The following is a 17231-nucleotide window of genomic DNA, read 5'->3' as shown; positions in this document are numbered from 1 at the left end:
AAAAAGAACTTTTTCAACAGATGTACTTTTTAATGTAGTAATTGCACATAAAAATCCGAAAATCAAGAAAGTCACGTGTTGCATTAAACAACATAAATCGCAGGTACACTTTCCATCAAAAAACGACACTAACAATTACAAATACTTACAATAAATAGTAGAGAAAGAAACTTATTAACTTATTCTTTTAAAGAAAGTAAAAATTCCGCATTACTATTTGTTTTTTTCAGCCTACCTAATAATAGATGCATAGCATCAATAGCAGTAAGATCAGCTATTGCCTGACGGAATAGGTAGACTTTTTCTAATTCTGAAGGATGGTAAAGTAGTTCTTCTTTTCTTGTACCACTCTTAATAAGATCAATAGCAGGATAGGTCCTTCTATCCGAAAGTCGACGATCCAGTACCAGCTCCATATTTCCTGTGCCCTTGAATTCTTCAAAAATCACTTCATCCATACGCGATCCGGTATCAATTAATGCTGTTGCTAAAATCGTTAACGACCCCCCTCCTTCAATATTACGTGCGGCTCCAAAGAAACGTTTCGGCTTATGTAACGCACTAGCATCCACCCCGCCGGTTAAAATTTTCCCTGAGTGAGGTTGAACAGTGTTATAAGCTCGTGCTAGACGAGTAATGGAATCCAGTAAAATAACAACATCTTTACCATGTTCGACTAAACGCCGTGCTTTTTCAATGACCATTTCAGCAACTTGAATATGTCTTTCGGGTTGTTCATCAAAAGTTGAAGCAACAACTTCACCACGCACTTGGCGGATCATATCTGTGACTTCTTCTGGACGCTCATCAATAAGTAAAACAATTAAAACAATATCGGGATTATTAACAGCAATTGCGTGGGCTATGCTTTGCAAAATTACTGTTTTCCCAGAACGTGGAGGAGCAACAATGAGTCCCCTTTGTCCCTTCCCAATGGGGGCAGTAAGATCTAAAACTCTTTCTGCAAGATTCTCCTTACCCATTTCCATAACAATACGTTCATTCGGGTATAAAGGAGTAAGATTTTCAAATAACACCCTTTCCTTAGCTTTATCGGGAGCTGATCCATTAATCTTATCCACCTTTAATAAAGCAAAGTATTTCTCTTTTTCTTTGGGTGAACGTATTGTACCAACAATTGTGTCCCCCTTTTTCAAGTCAAACCGACGAATTTGCGCAGGAGAAACATAAATATCTTCGGCAGAAGGAAGATAGTTATACGTAGGGGATCGTAAAAATCCAAACCCATCAGGAAGAACCTCTAAAACTCCTTCACCAATTAAGAGTTCATCAGAACGTTCTGATTTTGACTTTACAATCTCAAATACAACCTGGGACTTAGTCAACGACCCAATATTTTTTACCCCATATTGTCGAGCTAATACATTCAGCTCTTCTATTCCCATCCTCTGTAATTTGGCAATTTTGGTAATTGTAACAGGTTGTGCCTCATCAGCTGAACTCGTGACTACTGCACATTCTCCTACAAAAGATTTCTCCTGTAGCGAAGGACCAGCATGTTTTTTATTCTCCTTCACTTTTGGCAAGACCTCTGAAGCACGCTCTTCTTTCATAATGCTCCCTTTAAAGCGTAAAAATATTCTTCAACTTTACGACGTAATTCTTCTTTAGTACCGTTATTTTCTATAACAATGTCGGCATGCCGAAGTTTTTCTTCTTCTGAAGAAAAACGCGAACACCTCTGATAAAAATGAGAATCAGAATAATTAGTTTTCTTAGCAAACCTTTCTCTACGAATATCCCTATCTGCTATGATGAGAATCACGCGATCAAACCATTCCGCATAATGTATTTCATACAATAAAGGTACCTCGGCAATGAACAGAGGATACTTTCCCTCCTGAGATACACGATTATATTGTTCCTCAATAACTCGGCAAACTTCCGGATGTAGAATAGCTTCCAAAGCTTTTAAAAGAGAGACATCACTAAAAACCTTTTCTGCTATAGCTTTTCTATCAAAAGCATTAGCAACAATCACCTCTGGCCCCAGAAGAGCTGTAACACGATGGCCTATATGCGAATTAGGAATAAGAAAACTACGCGAAACTTTATCGGCACTAATTACATAGGCACCTAACTCCTGAAAGATTTGACATGCTTCTGTCTTCCCTGAAGAAAGATCCCCTGTAATAGAAATCTTTAATAATTTTAACATTCTGCCCAATTTTTTCCAATCAAGATATTCACAACTAGTGGGACAGATAAAATCATTGCAGATTCCATGATATCGCGCACTAAAGTTAGCATTTCCTCTTTTTCCTCCTTAGGAACTTCAAAAATCAATTCGTCATGTACCTGTAATAGCATCCGACTCTTTAATCGTCGTTTCTTTAAAGCATCTGAAAGTTGCAACATAGCTAATTTAATTAATTCCGCTGCGCTTCCTTGGATGCGTGTATTTACTGCAAGACGGCCTGAATACGCACGAGAAGCAGAAAATTCTGTCCAGTTGTTTATAACTCTTTCTCTGCCTAATAAAGTCGTCACCTTCAAGTTTTCTGATGCGGAATTCACAGTTTCATGAATAAACTGTGCCACTTTAGGATAACGCTCAAAATACGCATCTATTAACTGTTGTGCTTCAGCAAGAGAAATTTTTAATGTCTTAGACAACCCATAAGCTTGCTGACCGTAAATAATACCAAAATTTACAGTTTTCGCTTGCATACGCTGCTGCTCCGTAACTTCTTCTAAAGGAACATGAAATACTTGTGAAGCTGTAAATGTATGAATATCCTCTCGTGATTCGAAAGCTAACTTTAACGATTCATCCTGACTTAAATGCGCTAAAAATCTTAGTTCGATTTGAGAATAATCTGCTGATAAAAAATACGTATTCTCCTTATCCGAACAAAATGCATATCTTAATAACTTCCCTCTCTCTGATCGTATAGGAATATTCTGTAAATTCGGATCCTGACAAGCTAATCTCCCAGTTACCGTTCCCATTTGATTAAATGTAGGATGAATCCTCCGTGTATGTGGATCAACCTGTTTGGGGAGAGCTTTAACATAAGTAGAAAGTAATTTTTCTACTGCACGAAAAGCAAGAATCTTATCAATAATTTCATGCTCTCCAGACAACTCTTCTAGAACTTCTGCTTTTGTTGATAACGCCTTATCGAGAGGTTTTAAACCAAGTTTATTATACAATATATCAGATAATTGCTTGGGTGATTTGATATTAAAACATCCTCCTGCTGCAATATAAATCTCATCAGTGAGGACTAGCAGCTCTTCTGATAATATTTTCTCAAGATTTTGCAGTACTTCTAAATCTACAGGTACACCATTCCGTTCCATAATAAATAGAACTTTCTCTAAGGGCATTTCCATATGCAGAAAAAGATCTAATAATCCCTTACGCTGTAACTCAGCCAATAGAGTCTCTTTAATCACAGGCAGGCACACAACAAATTCTCCAAAATACTGTGCAGGGTGTGTCGGTGACTTAGTAATAGGCAGACTCAATTGCCCCCACTCTTTACCAAATCTACCTGCTATACTTGTTAAGCCATGATTCACAAGTAGAGACTGAAAAGAATTTTTAGCACCACCATGAATTAAATGCTCTGCTAAAGCTAAATCTAAGGTTATGGCATGAACTTCAATACCAGCATTTTTCAATGCGTGATTATCTCTCTTAATGTTATAGCCGTAAAACTCTGTATCTTCTCTACAGAATAAACTTCTTAATGGTGTTATCAAATCATCTGAAGACTGGTCTATATCAATATAATATACTTCTCCATCACACGCTAAAGCTACCCCCAGCAGAGTAAGTGATGGAAGAAAATGACCTAAATAGCCCACAGAAAAAGCAATACTTTTTCCATATAGAGAAGGAAGTAAATCGAGTAAACCTTGGCGATCACAAATAATTGTAACATCAACACGTGCGTCTTTTTCTTCACAATTTTGCACCAAAGTTTTAAATCCATGCTGCATATAAAAAGTATTAATTTCCTCCTGACTCGCCTCATGGAGAGGGAATACAAAGTCTTCAATGGATGAAGAAATTTCTACTGCATTATCTAAAAGAGCTAGATTCTTACTTAACAGTAGGGTCTCTTTTTGCTCAGAAAACATCTTTTGAGCCGATGCTGTCAACTGATCAAGATTCTGTAAAATCTCTTCAACAGATGCATATTTGTTTAAAAGTGTTTTTGCTGTTTTCGGTCCACAACCAACCACGCCAGGAATATTATCTGAAGTATCTCCAACTAGAGCTAAATAATCGGGGATATTTTTTGGAGGAACTCCATAAATTTTCTTTACATCTTCCTCTGTAATTTCCTTAGAATCTTTCCAAGGATTTATAATAACAACATTGGAGCCTACAAGTTGGAATAAATCTTTATCTACTGTACATATGCAAACCCGATACCCATGCTGCACAGCGTTGTTCGTAATACTAGCAATGACGTCATCGGCTTCTACTCCTGGAACCTCTACATGAGACAGCCCTAATAAAGTACAATATTCTTTAATTAGAGGAATCTGTGAATAAAGATCGTAGACACGATGCTCACGATTATTTTTATAATCTGCATAAATTTGTCTACGACTGTCTTTATTATTGGGACCATCAAATACAGCCACCATATGGCTAGGAGAGAACTCTTTAATCAATTTATTTATAGAACGGATAAAACCGAAAATTGCTTGCGTACTCTGGCCAGAAGAATTTTTCATTTCTGGAAGAGCAAAATACGCTCTAAAAATAAATCCCGCTGCGTCTAATATAAAGACCGTTTCCCTCATTCGCTCGCTCCTATACCAACGCACACTACCTATCTAAATAATAAAACATCTCTGTTGTGTTGTTATTTATATTAGAAAGAATTTGATGTTGCATTTCCCCAGTAACTAAAGGACTATTTGTCACTGATGACATCATCTTTTTCCACCAACCATGGGCTCCTAAACCAATAACACGATAATCATTTTCAATTTGGCAAGCTACCGCCATATCCTGTAGAACTTGTTGTTTTGTTACATTCATAACATCAATAAAGCCAACCGTTAAAGCTTGGGCTGGAGAATATAAACGAGCACCTAAAACATTAACTAACTTCTCTTTAGTTATTAGAGGACGATTTGCAGCCACAATATCCACAAATTGATCATAAAGATAATCAATTATCTCTTGGCGCACTTCACGATCTTGATGTGTCCACGGAGTATAAGGATTCATAGGTGCTTTGTCTTTTCCTGCCGTAAGCAAATCACTTTCAACACCATAACGATGCAATCCTTCTTTTACATTAAAATAGGGTCCGGATAAAACACCTACAGAACCAATGAGAGAACATGAGGAAGAATAAATTTTATCAGCAGCACAAGAAACAAAATATCCTCCCGAAGCACATAAACCATTCACGAAAACATAAATGGGACACTTTGTCTGTTCTTTCCAAAACTGAAAAGCCGCGTAAATTCGAGATATTTCAAATACTTCACCTCCAGGGCAGTCCATGTCAATGATAATCCCCTTCACGCGATTCTTATAGGTATTTGAATTTCTTAATGTGTTAAGAGCATCCTGTATACCTTTTGCAGTCCCTTTACTTGAAGAAATGATATCTTTCATTTCTATAACCGCAATAACAGGAGCTTCTTTACCTAAATCCTTAATCTCCCCCGTAGCATCTGGCATGCTCACAAATTGCTCGTCATTCATCCCACCGCAAGCAGAAGCAACCAGCATAACAATGACAAAGAAAGAAAGAGCTACTCCCACAGATAATCCAAGTATGGATAGGAATCCCCTAGACAAAAAACGCCAAAATGTTTTCATAAACACCACAAAATCAAAAAACTTATAAAATAGATAAAACAAATAAAATAATCGAGAGAAAGCTCAAAAATCAATAATACAGATGAAAAAGAGCTGAGAAGCACCTTTAAGAGATCTATAATACAATAATAATTCCCTTTACTTGATTCTTCTTAGCCTCCGCGCCCTGTGTGTTAATAGCATTTTGTATGCTCTCTACTATAGATTCACTAGAAGAAACCAAGTCTTCCATTTCTACTATTGTAATCAGAGGATCATTCTTGCTCACCTGCCATATCCCTGGTCTTCGCAGAAAAGACCGTCCACTATACTCTTCATAAATAGTAACACCCAACATGAAAGTAAGAAAACAAGCCAGAGCTACTCCTAGAGATGATCCGAATATAAATAAGAACCGTTTAGAAAAGAAAAAACGAAATATCTTCATAAAACCACAAAAATTATAAAATGAATACTACGGAAGAATAATTGTAAGAGGACGAGAGGACCTAATAAATCAATGAAAAGCTGAGCAAACTCTAAAAACTACAGCAAAACGACCTCTTCTTTATCAGAAGAAGCTCCCTCCTCTTCTAAAGATTCGTCAACTACTTCAGTGAATGATGAAGTGACGTTCTCAGCAAGACAACTAGATGCTCGTATACTGTATTCCTTTCCTATTAAAATCACGGAAACAATCCATAAAACCATAATAGCAAAGAGAACTACGGCAATCACATTAACGCTTGCTGCTACAGAAGTAAAAATCACCAATAATCCCTGATAAATTAATGACCCTCCTGATTTACCAATGCGGGAGACTACGCCATCTATGGCTGCCTTACCAAAAATCTTTTCATCATTCGGTAAGGGGATAAAGGCCATTTCTTTTGTTTGATCAAAAAAGGTAAACTTAGCCGAACGAGAAAGGACGTTTTGTATACCGCCAATCCAAGCAACTATTGCCATGGGGGCCATATTAAATAGCCCTCCAAAAATCATAATGTCTCTTTTTACAGCAAAAATGGCTCCAAAAAATAGAATTCCACTCACTAACATAACAATTGGAGTAGTTAAAGCTCCAAAACCCCATCCCCATTTACGAATACTTTGTCCTGAAAGGAAGAGTGCGGCTAATACAGAAACAATACCAATCAAAGTTGTAATTCTACTCATGTAACCATTAAACTCTACATGGGAATTATAAATTTGACTGACTTGATCTTTCCAAACGACCTCAAATAAATGAATGACCAAATTATAGGAGAGAACAATGATTGCCACCCCTAAAAGATAGCGAGAACGTATAAGATAAAGGAAAAGGCTTTTTGCTTTGGTTTTTGTTTTTTTCTTTGTTTTAGTGCTCGCAGCACATTCTTCTACTGAAGAAGCACCTCCAGGAGAAAAACTGTATTGATCCTTTGTAAGAAGATGAACTCGACGATACAGCCAAATCATACTCAATCCAGCGAGCATAATTAGAATTGTCAAGTTTAGCATAACTTCATGCCATCTATCCTTAACAAATGAAAATACAAAGAGGGAGTGTTTGCCCATCCAATAAGAAATTTCTCCTGCGAACACAGAGGAAAGATTTAAACCCGTATTAATTAAAGCATAAAATCTGCCCGCTTCTTTAACACTAGTTACTTGATTAGCCAATCCCCAAAATAGGGTAGAAAGAACAACAGAGCTCCATAACTCAGACATAACATAATATAAGCTGTAGCTCCAGTAACGAATCATTACAATAAAGCCGCGTAATCCTTGAGGTAGCCATTGCTGTAATTTATTCGCCAGGGCATGAAGATGTAAGCTATCTCCCAATGGATAGATCACCAAAGCAAATAAACAAAAGAAACCTAAAAAACTACCAATAAAGCAATAAAAAACGGTGTCCCTAGGACACCGATTACTTAGCCACCCGTAGATCATGGTAATAATTACGGCTCCAGGGACTATTCCCCAGACCTTTAAAAACGGTATAACTTCTGCACCAGCATCAGAACCCACAACAACTAACGTATCCTTCATACTTTTAAGTAGGCAGTAGTTAAATCCCACAAAAAAAGCGAGAAAGAAAAGAGGAATAAATTTGGGAAATTCTGATCGATATATGGGGCAGAGGTAAGCCCGCAGTCTTGAAAAAGGTTTTACTTCTAATGACTGCATATCCTTCCCCGAACCATAGAGCATAAAAATTTATGAATAAACACATCGCACTTAAGAAACAAGGAACTGTTCAACCAATCCCCGAAACACTTATAGAAAAAACAGAAAAACATGTTTTTAAAAAGATCACAGTGTATGTAAAGAACCATTCTAAAGAAACGCGACCTAAAATACAAGCTGTTCCTTTGATATCTTTAATTACTCAAAAAAATTAAAATAAAATTTGAATACAATCAATCAAGACATTGCTTGTTATAATCAATAACGCGCTCAATAAAGTACAAGCACCCAAGAATAATTAACGGAGTTAAGCCCAAAACAGGGATTTTCACTCCAGTAGTAACTCCCAGTAAAATAATGAACTGAGCAATTGTGAAAACCTTACCAAAAAATAGCGCTCGATAGTTATACCCCCGCCACCCACAAACAGCAGAGAGATAAATAGCAAATAAAACTAGAAAAATGTCCCTAGCAAAAATTAATAACAAATGCGAAAGAGATAAAGACCCTTCCCAATAAAGAATTGCAACACAGATGAACACAAAAAACTTATCTGTCAAGGGGTCTAACATTGAGCCAAAACGACTTGTAGCTTTATAACGGCGGGCAAGATAACCGTCTAAAACATCACTCAGCATTGCGCCTAAAATCACCAATAAACGCAAATGCCCCTTTTCCTGAAAAAAAAGCAAAGCTAGCCATATACGTGATAGAGAAAGTAAATTACAGAGTCGTCTCATCATGGTATTGGCTAATGTAATCTTTGCGTAAGGAATCTTAACGCTATTCTAAAACAATTCATTATAGAGCAAGCCTCGTTTTACAAGCAAGAACAGAGTTCCTTCCTTTTCCGAGTAAAACACAATCATGCACGCAATGTTGTCCTATGCTCAAAAACCTAGAAATGAATATAACTTTTGACTACTTAAAGCTCGGAAAGAGTGGGATTCGAACCCACGGTACCCTTTAGGGGTACGCGTCCTTAGCAGGGACGTACTTTCGACCACTCAGTCATCTTTCCTTAAACGTAAATGGAACTTCGCAGGTTAGCGACATCCCAATCAAATAAGCTAGAATAATAGCTGCCTTCAATGAAAGCAAGTGAACTTTTTAAATAGAAGACTTTCAGCCTTTTTCTTTAATAACTTGAGCATATATACACGATGCCCTAACCTGAAATTTCATACAAAAAAAACACCGGTAGCACAACAAAATTACTATGACAGCACAAGCAAATAAAACCTCTCCACTTAAATTGCCCGGTCTTCCCAACTCCAAGGAAGCAGAAATGATTGTTCTTGGAGCTATGCTTACTGGTGTGAACTACCTGAATCTTGCTGCTAATCAACTAAATGAAGAAGATTTTTATTATCTAGAAAACAAAATTATTTTCCGTGTTCTTCAGGATGCCTTTAAACAAGATAGACCTATGGACGTCCTTCTTGCTGGTGAAGAGCTGAAGCGTAGGAATAACCTCAATGTCATTGGTGGCCCAGGGTACTTAATTTCTTTAGCCGACTTTGCTGGAACTACGGCCTATATCGAAGAGTATATTCAAATCATTCTTTCTAAATCCATTTTAAGAAAGATGATTCAAACAGCAAAAGAAATAGAAAAACAGGCAATAGAAGAACCGAAAGATGTTGCCGTTGCTTTAGATGAAGCGCAAGCTGCTCTATTTAAAATTAGCCAAACCACATCCCTCACACCCTATGTCCTTGTTTCTGACAAACTCCAAGGTTTAACTTCTGCACAAGACAAGCCCTTCCTGATTCAATTACAAGAAAAACAAGAGTTTTTTCAACAGCACGCGCATTCCGGAGATGCTCTCCCTATTTCTGGGTTAGCTACACACTTCATTGACTTGGATAAATTGGTTAACGGATTTTCTCCTTCTAATCTTATGATTCTTGCTGCACGTCCTGCTATGGGTAAGACCGCTCTAGCCTTAAATATTGCGGAAAATATGTGTTTCCACAATCGGATTCCAATAGGCATTTTTTCTTTAGAAATGACTGTAGACCAACTCATTCATAGAATTATTTGTTCTCGCTCCGAAGTAGAATCTAGAAGAATCAATGTGGGAGATCTATCCGGACAGGATTTTCAACGCATCGTCTCTGTTGTTAATGAAATGCAACAGCATACGTTATTAATTGATGATCAACCCGGGTTAAAAGTTACTGATCTTAGAGCGCGAGCTAGAAGAATGAAAGAAAGCTATGATATTCAATTTTTAATTATTGATTATCTACAGCTACTTTCCGGCTCAGGAACTTTACATTCTACAGAAAGTCGTCAAATAGAAATTTCAGAAATTTCTCGAATGTTAAAAACTTTAGCCAGAGAATTGGATATCCCCATCCTCTGTCTATCTCAGCTATCTAGAAAAGTAGAGGATAGAGCTAACCATCGCCCCTTAATGAGCGATTTAAGAGAAAGTGGAAGTATTGAGCAAGACTCTGACCTAATCATGTTTCTCTTACGTCGAGAATACTACGATCCCAATGATAAACCTGGGACAGCAGAACTCATTGTGGCAAAGAACCGTCATGGATCCATCGGTTCTATTCCCTTGGTTTTTGAAAAAGAGTTAGCTCGTTTTAGAAACTACTCTGCCTTTGAATTTCCTGGATAATTCTAAATCAAAAATACTAACATCCTTTTCTACCCAAGATCCTTTCTTCCTTCCCTAGTTAAAATCGTCAGTGGACCACAAAATGTCTTTATAGTAACATGGTCCCGATTGTTTCCTTAAAAGGTAATCTCTTATATTTTAGGTACTCTGCACCTGATTTATTGAGGAGCTTACTTAATGTAGGCATAGGGTTTGCCTAGTTTAAGGCATTGTGGAAAAAGATTTGATGTTTCTGATTTTTTTCCAAAATCTTTTCTTTAACAAGAAAAGGTCAAACCATGCATATATCATACGCTAACCATAAATAAAGACTATGTCATCTGTTAAGAAAAAACGAAGACTTAAAATCGCTAAACATAAGCGTAAAAAAAGACGCCGAAGAGATCGTCATAAAAATAAATAATAGCTAGTTTATGTGGACTCACCCTATTCGCTATGACGTTATTGTAGTTGGTGCTGGGCATGCAGGTTGTGAAGCTGCATTTTGTTCTGCAAAAATGGGTGTATCAACATTACTGCTAACTTCCAATTTGGATACGATAGCTAAGCTGAGCTGTAATCCTGCCATCGGTGGTATTGGGAAAGGGCATATTGTGCGAGAGATCGATGCCCTTGGTGGTATTATGGCAGAGGTGGCTGATTTGTCTGGAATACAATTTCGTATGTTAAATCAGACTAAAGGACCGGCTGTTCGAGCCCCAAGAGCTCAGGTTGATAAGCAAATGTATCATATTCATATGAAGCGCTTATTAGAAGAGCTCCCTGGGCTGCATATTATGCAAGGTACGGTGGAATCTTTATTAGATCAGGATTGTCGTATTCAAGGAGTCACAACTAAAGAAGGCATTGCGTACTTAGGAAAGACAGTGATTTTGTCTTCGGGAACGTTTATGCGTGGTTTAATTCATATTGGTGATAAAAATTTCTCTGGAGGCCGCCTTGGGGATCCTGGATCTACAGGGTTATCTTTATCATTAAAACAGCGTGGTTTCCCATTAAGCAGACTAAAAACAGGAACTCCGCCTCGTTTATTAGCATCTTCTATTGATTTTTCCATGACTGAAGAACAGGCAGGAGATATCGGTGTGGGATTTGTTCATAGAGCAACTCCCTTTACCCCACCCCTTCCTCAAGTTTCATGCTATATTACGCACACCACTGAACAGACAAAGGAAATTATCTCTAAAAATATTCACTTATCTGCCCTATATGGGGGACGTATTGAGGGTATTGGTCCTCGCTACTGCCCTTCTATCGAAGACAAAGTCATTAAATTCTCTGAAAAAGATCGCCACCTCATCTTTTTAGAACCTGAGGGCATAAATACACGAGAGGTCTATGTAAACGGACTATCTACATCAATGCCCTTTGATGTTCAATACCACATGATTCGCTCTGTACAAGGACTAGAAAACGCTATCATTACTCGTCCCGCCTATGCTATAGAATATGATTATGTACATGGCAATGTCATTTACCCCACCCTAGAAACTAAGATTATAGAAGGCCTATTTCTGTGTGGACAAATTAACGGAACCACGGGTTATGAAGAAGCTGCAGCTCAAGGTTTAATAGCCGGAATTAATGCAGTAAATAAAGTACTTGCGAATCCACCGTTCATCCCTACCCGGCAAGAATCTTATATTGGCGTGATGATTGATGATCTGACTACACAGGTATTAGATGAGCCTTACCGCATGTTTACAAGTCGAGCGGAACACCGCTTACTTCTTAGGCAAGATAATGCTTGCCTCCGTCTATCCCACTATGGAAGAGAGTTAGGGTTACTAAGCAAAGAACGTTATGAGGTATTTGAAAATCAAAAACGCATTGTAGAAGAAGAAAAGATTCGTTTAAGTAAAACATTTAGAAAATATGGAAATTCTATAGTTCCCCTAACTAAGGTGTTATGTCGCCCCGAGGTATCTTACGCTACCTTAAAAGAAACTTTCCCAGATGATGTGCGTGATTTTGGTAGTATACTCAATGCTTCTTTAGAAATGGATATTAAGTATTCGGGATATGTCGAACGCCAGAAAGCTTTGATTCAAAATTTATCCAAATCAGAAAATATGGTGATCCCTGAAGATATTGATTACCAAAGTATTTCTGCCCTAAGCTTAGAAGCAAGAGAAAAATTATCAAAATTCACCCCAAGAACTATAGGTTCTGCATCAAGAATATCTGGGATTGCTAATGCTGACATTCAAGTACTCATGATCGCTATAAAAAAACATGTTTACCATCAAAAATTGTAACTTCCTTCATCTATCGGGGACTCCAATTTTCACTCAGCTACAATTAGAAGAAGCCCTTCTACGCAACTGTACGGAGAACATATGTCTGATTAATATGAATGTTGCTGAAGCTGTTGTTTTGGGAATATCGCGCTCTCCTAGCGAAGATCTCTATTTATCTGTGTTACAAGCAGATAATATCCCTATAATTAGACGCTATAGTGGAGGAGGCACGGTTTTCATTGATAAAGACAGCATATTAGTCACATGGATCATGAATTCTTCAAAGCCCATGATAAGCTCTCAAGACCTCATGCTTTGGACTTACCAAATCTATGCTCCCATCTTCCCAGAAACATTTGCTATCAATGAAAATGACTATACCCTGGGGGATAAAAAAATTGCGGGGAATGCTCAATATATTCAACGATTCCGCTGGGTGCACCACTCTACGTTCCTTTGGGATATGGATATTAATAAGTTATCCCGCTACTTACCCACGCCCCAAAAGCAACCATCCTATAGAAAACAACGAAAGCACCAGGATTTCCTAACAACGATTCGCCCATGGTTCCCTAGTAAAGAAGACTTTATTAACCAACTCAAAGCTTCGGCTAGTAGGTTATTTTCTTGGAAAGATTTTTCTAATCAAGAAGCCCAGCAATATCTAGACAAACCTCACAGAAAGTCGACGACATTACTCTAATACCTTCTAAATTGTTTGAGAAGAATTTACAATATCAATTTCACTAAAAAAGTAATGAATTTCTACGGCTGCATTTTCTAAGCTATCCGAACCGTGTACTGCATTAATTCCTATGGATTCTCCAAATCGCGCACGAATAGTTCCTTGAGCAGCTTCTTGGGGATTTGTAGATCCCATAATTTCACGATTACGTGCTACAGCATTCTCTCCTTCAAGAACCATAACCACAACAGGACCAGAAATCATGAAATCTACAAGTTCTTGGAAAAATGGACGGGATTTATGAACAGCATAAAAGCCCTCAGCTTCTTTGACAGATAAATGTAACATTCGCATTGCAGCTATACGGAATCCCAATTGTTCAAAAGTCGTAATAATTTCTCCAATATGACCTTTACCTACTGAGTCAGGCTTAATAATTGATAATGTACGTTCCATATGTATGCTGTTACTCCTTTAAACAATGAAATACAGAGAAATTATATCACGATTCGCAGGAAAGTCTAGTCCTTGTTTAAGCCTTTGAGGTTCTTTTTAATGCAATAGGTAGTATTTCTGCTAATGAGGCATTTTCTGGGAGCTCATGCATAGCATCTGCTATCATCTTCTCCGCTATAGATTTAGAATATCCCAATGCGGCTAATGCCTGAATTCCCTCATCTATATGAGAAGGCTTTGCTGGTCGCCAAGAAGATATATGAGTATCTAGAGGAAGTAAATCAGGAAGTTTTTGTTTTAAATCTACCATTAACTTTTCGGCTGTTTTCTTTCCAATACCGGGGACAGAAGCTATAGCTCTAATATCTTCTGTACGTGCAATAGTGCATAATTGACTCAAAGAAAAAGTATTTAAAATAGCCAAACCTGTTTTCGGCCCAATCCCAGAAAAAGAAATCAACATGCGAAAACACTCACGCTCTCCTCGAGAACGAAACCCATAGAGTACATGCTCTGTTTCTCGGACTACTGTAAAGGTATACACTATAAGCTCACAATGTAGCTGACTTGATAACTCCATAGTCCAACGATCAGCTACAAAAATACCAAATCCTAAACCTTGACATTCAATAGATAGATGTCCTTGGCTTATATACGTAAGAATTCCACGAAGATAATCGTACATAATTCTACTCCTAAGAAGAAGTATGTGCATGACAAATAGCCAAAGCAAAAGCATCGGCTATGTCTTCATAATCAGGCCGCAAAATATTTGGTATATGCAAGATTTTGCTAACCATAAGTTGAACCTGATATTTACTAGCTTTACCTTTACCAATAACAGCTCTCTTAGCAACACTTGGAGCATATTCAAATATAGGAATTTTTCTTAGAGCAGCAGCGAGTAACAACACACCTCGTGCCATACCAAGTTTTATAGTGCTTTGTGGATTCTTACATACGTATTGCGTCTCAAGGATAACAACATTTGGCTGCACAGTATCTACTACTTCAGATATTGTATTAAAAAGCTCTGTGTACCGCTGTGCTAACGTTTTCTTTGGAGATAAACGGATAACCCCATAACTATGAGCACGAATTCGATGTTGATGTTCTTTCTCAATAACTGCATATCCAGAAACAAGTGTTCCTGGATCAATTCCCATAATTAGTTGTGCCATAAATCAGCCTATGCAACTCTTAAGAAACTTCCTTTTTAAGGAAAAATAGAGTTCATTCCAGAAGTGGACAACCACTCAAATACACCAAAAATACTTATTTTTGTACTTGTATAGCTTTCTATGCTTTTTCCTCTGATTGCTCATAGCATGGCAGATCTACAGGAAATTTATCGAGATTTTTTGAACAAAGTATTTCTTTCTGTGTCTGATTTTGCCAAAAATTTACTGTGGAATGTGTAGTTTCCATTTTTTTTGACTTCAAGAAATCCTCAGATTTAGCTTTAAATATATTTGTTCCAGATTGAGACATCATCAGTTTATCTATTTGTTCTTCAAGCATTTTAATTTTATGCTCATAACACAAACGTCGTCCTTCACTAATTTCTGTTTGTTGCACACTTTCTATTAAATCGCGTTTCAATTCTTCAATCACATCATTTTGATGGCGCATTTGTTGTAGCTTTTCAGCAAGACGCTTCTGTAACCAAATATTTTCACTTTGGAGTTTTTCTATTTCTAAAATCCGTGTTTCTTCTCGAGACAAAAAATCTTGTTCTAAAACCAAACATTTCTGTTGCCATTCAGAAATCTTCTGCTCTTCTTGAGGCATAGATTCTACTTCTATTAACTTAGCACGCGAAGATAGATCGGCCCCCATTTTAGTACAAACTTCCAATAAAAGATTACATGTAGACTGCCATTCCTTAATATCAGCATCTTTCCATCGACAAAGCAAAAGAAGTGTGAATCGCGGACAAATATTATAATAATGATGAACAAGAAAGAAGTTGCTAAGCCATGAGGTGAGATGCAGCTTAATTACTGATAAAAAACGCTGCAAGGGATACCTCTAAATTCATTCAACTAATTCTTGCTATATCATACATAGGAGTTCTTGTCTCAATTTCATAAAGAAGAGCCTGGAAAGCAAAAACTCCCCAAAACTAATATATATATTAGTGTACAGATACTTAAAACAGATGAAAAAAAGAAAAATGGTGTGAATAAGAATATTTGCTCAGAACAAGACTCGAACTTGCACGGGCCTACGCCCAAGGGATTTTAAGTCCCTAGTGTCTACCATTCCACCATCTGAGCAACAAAATAATTCTTAAACTTCCATAGATACCTAAATTGCTGATACCGATGAAGAAGTCACGAAATATGAACCGGAATGCTATCAGAAGTTCATTTCAAAATCAATGATTTTCATTATCAATGAATTACTTACTCATCTTCCATAGAAGAAGGAAATGGCTGCTCACAAACTGCCTCTTCCACATCCCCTAATACTTTATTCAAATCTTCTTCGGATAGGGTAAGAGATTCCTCATCTGACAATAAAGAATCAATTACTTCAGGATTTGTAGCTAATACTTGTAAAGACTCGTCTAAATCAGCTGCTATAACATCTGAGTCAGTAGCAATTGGCGAAATAATTTCAGAAATTAATTTCGGAGGAGGGGGCAATAAAGAAAATTTCTTTTGCCCTCTAGCTTTTGGCTCACTTATGGTATTTTCTTGAGGTTCTTCAGAAGAAAGCTCATCATAAGTATCTTCAACAACATCTGAAGTTCCTGTTTCCTTACTGGACTTACGACGACACTGCTTTTTCTTCTCTTTCCACTTATCTCCCTTACGTTCTTTTTTTTCCTTACGAGGATTATTATGTAATGGAGTGGAAGGCAATTCAACAGCTTCTTCAACTACCTCCGAAGAACTCTCATCAATGGTGACTACTGGAGCTGCTTTAGGTAATTTAATTAAAGCTTCACGTCCTCCAGCAATTTTAATACCTCGATCCAATCCTACTGCTTTAAGATTGATCTTAGTATCACGAATTTCCATAACTTCATAATCAGCTGCAGGAACAATAAATGGCTTACTATGATCACAATTACGGAAAAAACACGTATTTCCTAAAGAAATAACTTCAACTGCTTCAACAACAAAAGGATCTTGTGAAAGATGCTTTGTATTGCGAACGGATAACTTATATCCTTCTCTAGATGTAATTACAGTTTCAATAACTGGATCTCTTGTAAAATACACTTAT

16 protein-coding genes, 2 tRNA genes and 1 pseudogene are annotated in these 17231 nt (G+C 37.3%); 5 read left to right on the top strand and 14 right to left on the bottom strand.

Annotated features, from left to right (window positions below; genetic code table 11):
- Positions 1–179: 179 nt before the first annotated feature.
- From rho to npt2, 6 genes are all read right to left on the bottom strand, one after another.
- A complete protein-coding gene (gene rho, locus M787_RS02590; protein ID WP_021828903.1) occupies positions 180–1574 on the bottom strand; it encodes a transcription termination factor Rho in 1395 nt (464 codons plus the stop codon).
- A complete protein-coding gene (coaE, locus tag M787_RS02585; RefSeq protein ID WP_021828902.1) occupies positions 1571–2179 on the bottom strand; it encodes a dephospho-CoA kinase in 609 nt (202 codons plus the stop codon). The genes rho and coaE overlap by 4 nt, the downstream gene beginning before the upstream one ends.
- On the bottom strand, positions 2173–4788 hold the full coding sequence (gene polA / locus M787_RS02580; protein WP_021828901.1) for a DNA polymerase I: 2616 nt from the start codon (positions 4786–4788) through the stop codon (positions 2173–2175). Before polA ends, coaE begins: the two co-directional genes overlap by 7 nt.
- Positions 4789–4813: 25 nt before the next feature.
- The gene (locus tag M787_RS02575; RefSeq protein ID WP_021828900.1) at positions 4814–5824 is read right to left on the bottom strand and encodes a S49 family peptidase; all 1011 of its coding nucleotides are present in this window, start codon (positions 5822–5824) and stop codon (positions 4814–4816) included.
- A gap of 115 nt (positions 5825–5939) precedes the next feature.
- A complete protein-coding gene (locus M787_RS02570) occupies positions 5940–6251 on the bottom strand; it encodes a hypothetical protein (protein ID WP_021828899.1) in 312 nt (103 codons plus the stop codon).
- A 98-nt stretch (positions 6252–6349) separates the two neighbouring features.
- Positions 6350–7975, bottom strand: a complete 1626-nt coding sequence (gene npt2 / locus M787_RS02565) for an NTP/H+ exchange transporter Npt2 (RefSeq protein ID WP_021828898.1) — start codon at positions 7973–7975, stop codon at positions 6350–6352.
- Positions 7976–8007: 32 nt separating this feature from the next.
- On the opposite strand from npt2, the gene M787_RS04900 reads away from it, so the two are divergent.
- Positions 8008–8190, top strand: coding sequence for a hypothetical protein (locus tag M787_RS04900; RefSeq protein ID WP_021828897.1), 183 nt, complete (start codon positions 8008–8010; stop codon positions 8188–8190).
- 18 nt (positions 8191–8208) lie between these two features.
- Here the strand turns inward: M787_RS04900 and M787_RS02555 are convergent, their stop codons facing one another.
- Together M787_RS02555 and M787_RS02550 are read right to left on the bottom strand one after the other, a co-directional pair.
- Entirely contained in the window at positions 8209–8715 is a 507-nt protein-coding gene (locus M787_RS02555) for a CDP-alcohol phosphatidyltransferase family protein (RefSeq protein WP_021828896.1), read from the bottom strand.
- A gap of 193 nt (positions 8716–8908) precedes the next feature.
- A tRNA-Ser gene (locus tag M787_RS02550) sits at positions 8909–8996 on the bottom strand.
- A 198-nt stretch (positions 8997–9194) separates the two neighbouring features.
- On the opposite strand from M787_RS02550, the gene dnaB reads away from it, so the two are divergent.
- The 4 genes from dnaB (at position 9195) to M787_RS02535 (ending at position 13556) form a co-directional block, all read left to right on the top strand.
- Entirely contained in the window at positions 9195–10613 is a 1419-nt protein-coding gene (gene dnaB, locus M787_RS02545; protein WP_021828895.1) for a replicative DNA helicase, read from the top strand.
- 313 nt (positions 10614–10926) lie between these two features.
- Positions 10927–11016: an AURKAIP1/COX24 domain-containing protein gene (locus M787_RS04955; RefSeq protein WP_072054076.1), complete on the top strand. Its 90-nt coding sequence runs from the start codon at positions 10927–10929 to the stop codon at positions 11014–11016.
- A 10-nt stretch (positions 11017–11026) separates the two neighbouring features.
- Entirely contained in the window at positions 11027–12871 is a 1845-nt protein-coding gene (gene mnmG, locus M787_RS02540) for a tRNA uridine-5-carboxymethylaminomethyl(34) synthesis enzyme MnmG (RefSeq protein WP_021828894.1), read from the top strand.
- Positions 12849–13556 carry a lipoate--protein ligase family protein gene (locus M787_RS02535; RefSeq protein ID WP_021828893.1) on the top strand — a complete coding sequence of 236 codons (708 nt, stop codon included), beginning with the start codon at positions 12849–12851 and terminating at the stop codon, positions 13554–13556. The genes mnmG and M787_RS02535 overlap by 23 nt, the downstream gene beginning before the upstream one ends.
- 6 nt (positions 13557–13562) lie before the next feature.
- On the opposite strand, the gene ndk is transcribed toward M787_RS02535, so the two are convergent.
- The 6 genes and pseudogenes from ndk to grgA form a co-directional block, all read right to left on the bottom strand.
- Complete coding sequence (ndk, locus tag M787_RS02530) at positions 13563–13994, bottom strand: nucleoside-diphosphate kinase (protein WP_021828892.1); 432 nt, start codon at positions 13992–13994, stop codon at positions 13563–13565.
- 76 nt (positions 13995–14070) lie between these two features.
- Positions 14071–14679, bottom strand: coding sequence for a Holliday junction branch migration protein RuvA (gene ruvA / locus M787_RS02525; protein ID WP_021828891.1), 609 nt, complete (start codon positions 14677–14679; stop codon positions 14071–14073).
- A gap of 10 nt (positions 14680–14689) precedes the next feature.
- A complete protein-coding gene (gene ruvC / locus M787_RS02520; protein ID WP_021828890.1) occupies positions 14690–15175 on the bottom strand; it encodes a crossover junction endodeoxyribonuclease RuvC in 486 nt (161 codons plus the stop codon).
- Between the two features lie 301 nt (positions 15176–15476).
- A pseudogene (locus M787_RS02515) lies at positions 15477–16016 on the bottom strand (hypothetical protein); the annotation flags it as partial.
- Between the two features lie 174 nt (positions 16017–16190).
- Positions 16191–16273: transfer RNA gene (locus tag M787_RS02510), tRNA-Leu, on the bottom strand.
- Between the two features lie 129 nt (positions 16274–16402).
- Complete coding sequence (gene grgA / locus M787_RS02505; RefSeq protein WP_021828888.1) at positions 16403–17227, bottom strand: GrgA family transcription factor; 825 nt, start codon at positions 17225–17227, stop codon at positions 16403–16405.
- Positions 17228–17231 lie beyond the last annotated feature (4 nt).

The organism is Chlamydia gallinacea 08-1274/3, assembly GCF_000471025.2.
Taxonomy (GTDB): domain Bacteria; phylum Chlamydiota; class Chlamydiia; order Chlamydiales; family Chlamydiaceae; genus Chlamydia; species Chlamydia gallinacea.
The sequence above is the reverse complement of the archived record's forward strand: the minus strand, read 5'-3'. Positions and strand labels throughout refer to the sequence as shown.

Coding starts and splice junctions, on each gene's coding strand:
- rho (WP_021828903.1), bottom strand. CDS start 1,574: ATGAAAGAAGAGCGTGCTTCAGAGGTCTTGCCAAAAGTGAAGGAGAAT.
- coaE (WP_021828902.1), bottom strand. CDS start 2,179: ATGTTAAAATTATTAAAGATTTCTATTACAGGGGATCTTTCTTCAGGG.
- polA (WP_021828901.1), bottom strand. CDS start 4,788: ATGAGGGAAACGGTCTTTATATTAGACGCAGCGGGATTTATTTTTAGA.
- M787_RS02575 (WP_021828900.1), bottom strand. CDS start 5,824: ATGAAAACATTTTGGCGTTTTTTGTCTAGGGGATTCCTATCCATACTT.
- M787_RS02570 (WP_021828899.1), bottom strand. CDS start 6,251: ATGAAGATATTTCGTTTTTTCTTTTCTAAACGGTTCTTATTTATATTC.
- npt2 (WP_021828898.1), bottom strand. CDS start 7,975: ATGCAGTCATTAGAAGTAAAACCTTTTTCAAGACTGCGGGCTTACCTC.
- M787_RS04900 (WP_021828897.1), top strand. CDS start 8,008: ATGAATAAACACATCGCACTTAAGAAACAAGGAACTGTTCAACCAATC.
- M787_RS02555 (WP_021828896.1), bottom strand. CDS start 8,715: ATGAGACGACTCTGTAATTTACTTTCTCTATCACGTATATGGCTAGCT.
- dnaB (WP_021828895.1), top strand. CDS start 9,195: ATGACAGCACAAGCAAATAAAACCTCTCCACTTAAATTGCCCGGTCTT.
- M787_RS04955 (WP_072054076.1), top strand. CDS start 10,927: ATGTCATCTGTTAAGAAAAAACGAAGACTTAAAATCGCTAAACATAAG.
- mnmG (WP_021828894.1), top strand. CDS start 11,027: ATGTGGACTCACCCTATTCGCTATGACGTTATTGTAGTTGGTGCTGGG.
- M787_RS02535 (WP_021828893.1), top strand. CDS start 12,849: ATGTTTACCATCAAAAATTGTAACTTCCTTCATCTATCGGGGACTCCA.
- ndk (WP_021828892.1), bottom strand. CDS start 13,994: ATGGAACGTACATTATCAATTATTAAGCCTGACTCAGTAGGTAAAGGT.
- ruvA (WP_021828891.1), bottom strand. CDS start 14,679: ATGTACGATTATCTTCGTGGAATTCTTACGTATATAAGCCAAGGACAT.
- ruvC (WP_021828890.1), bottom strand. CDS start 15,175: ATGGCACAACTAATTATGGGAATTGATCCAGGAACACTTGTTTCTGGA.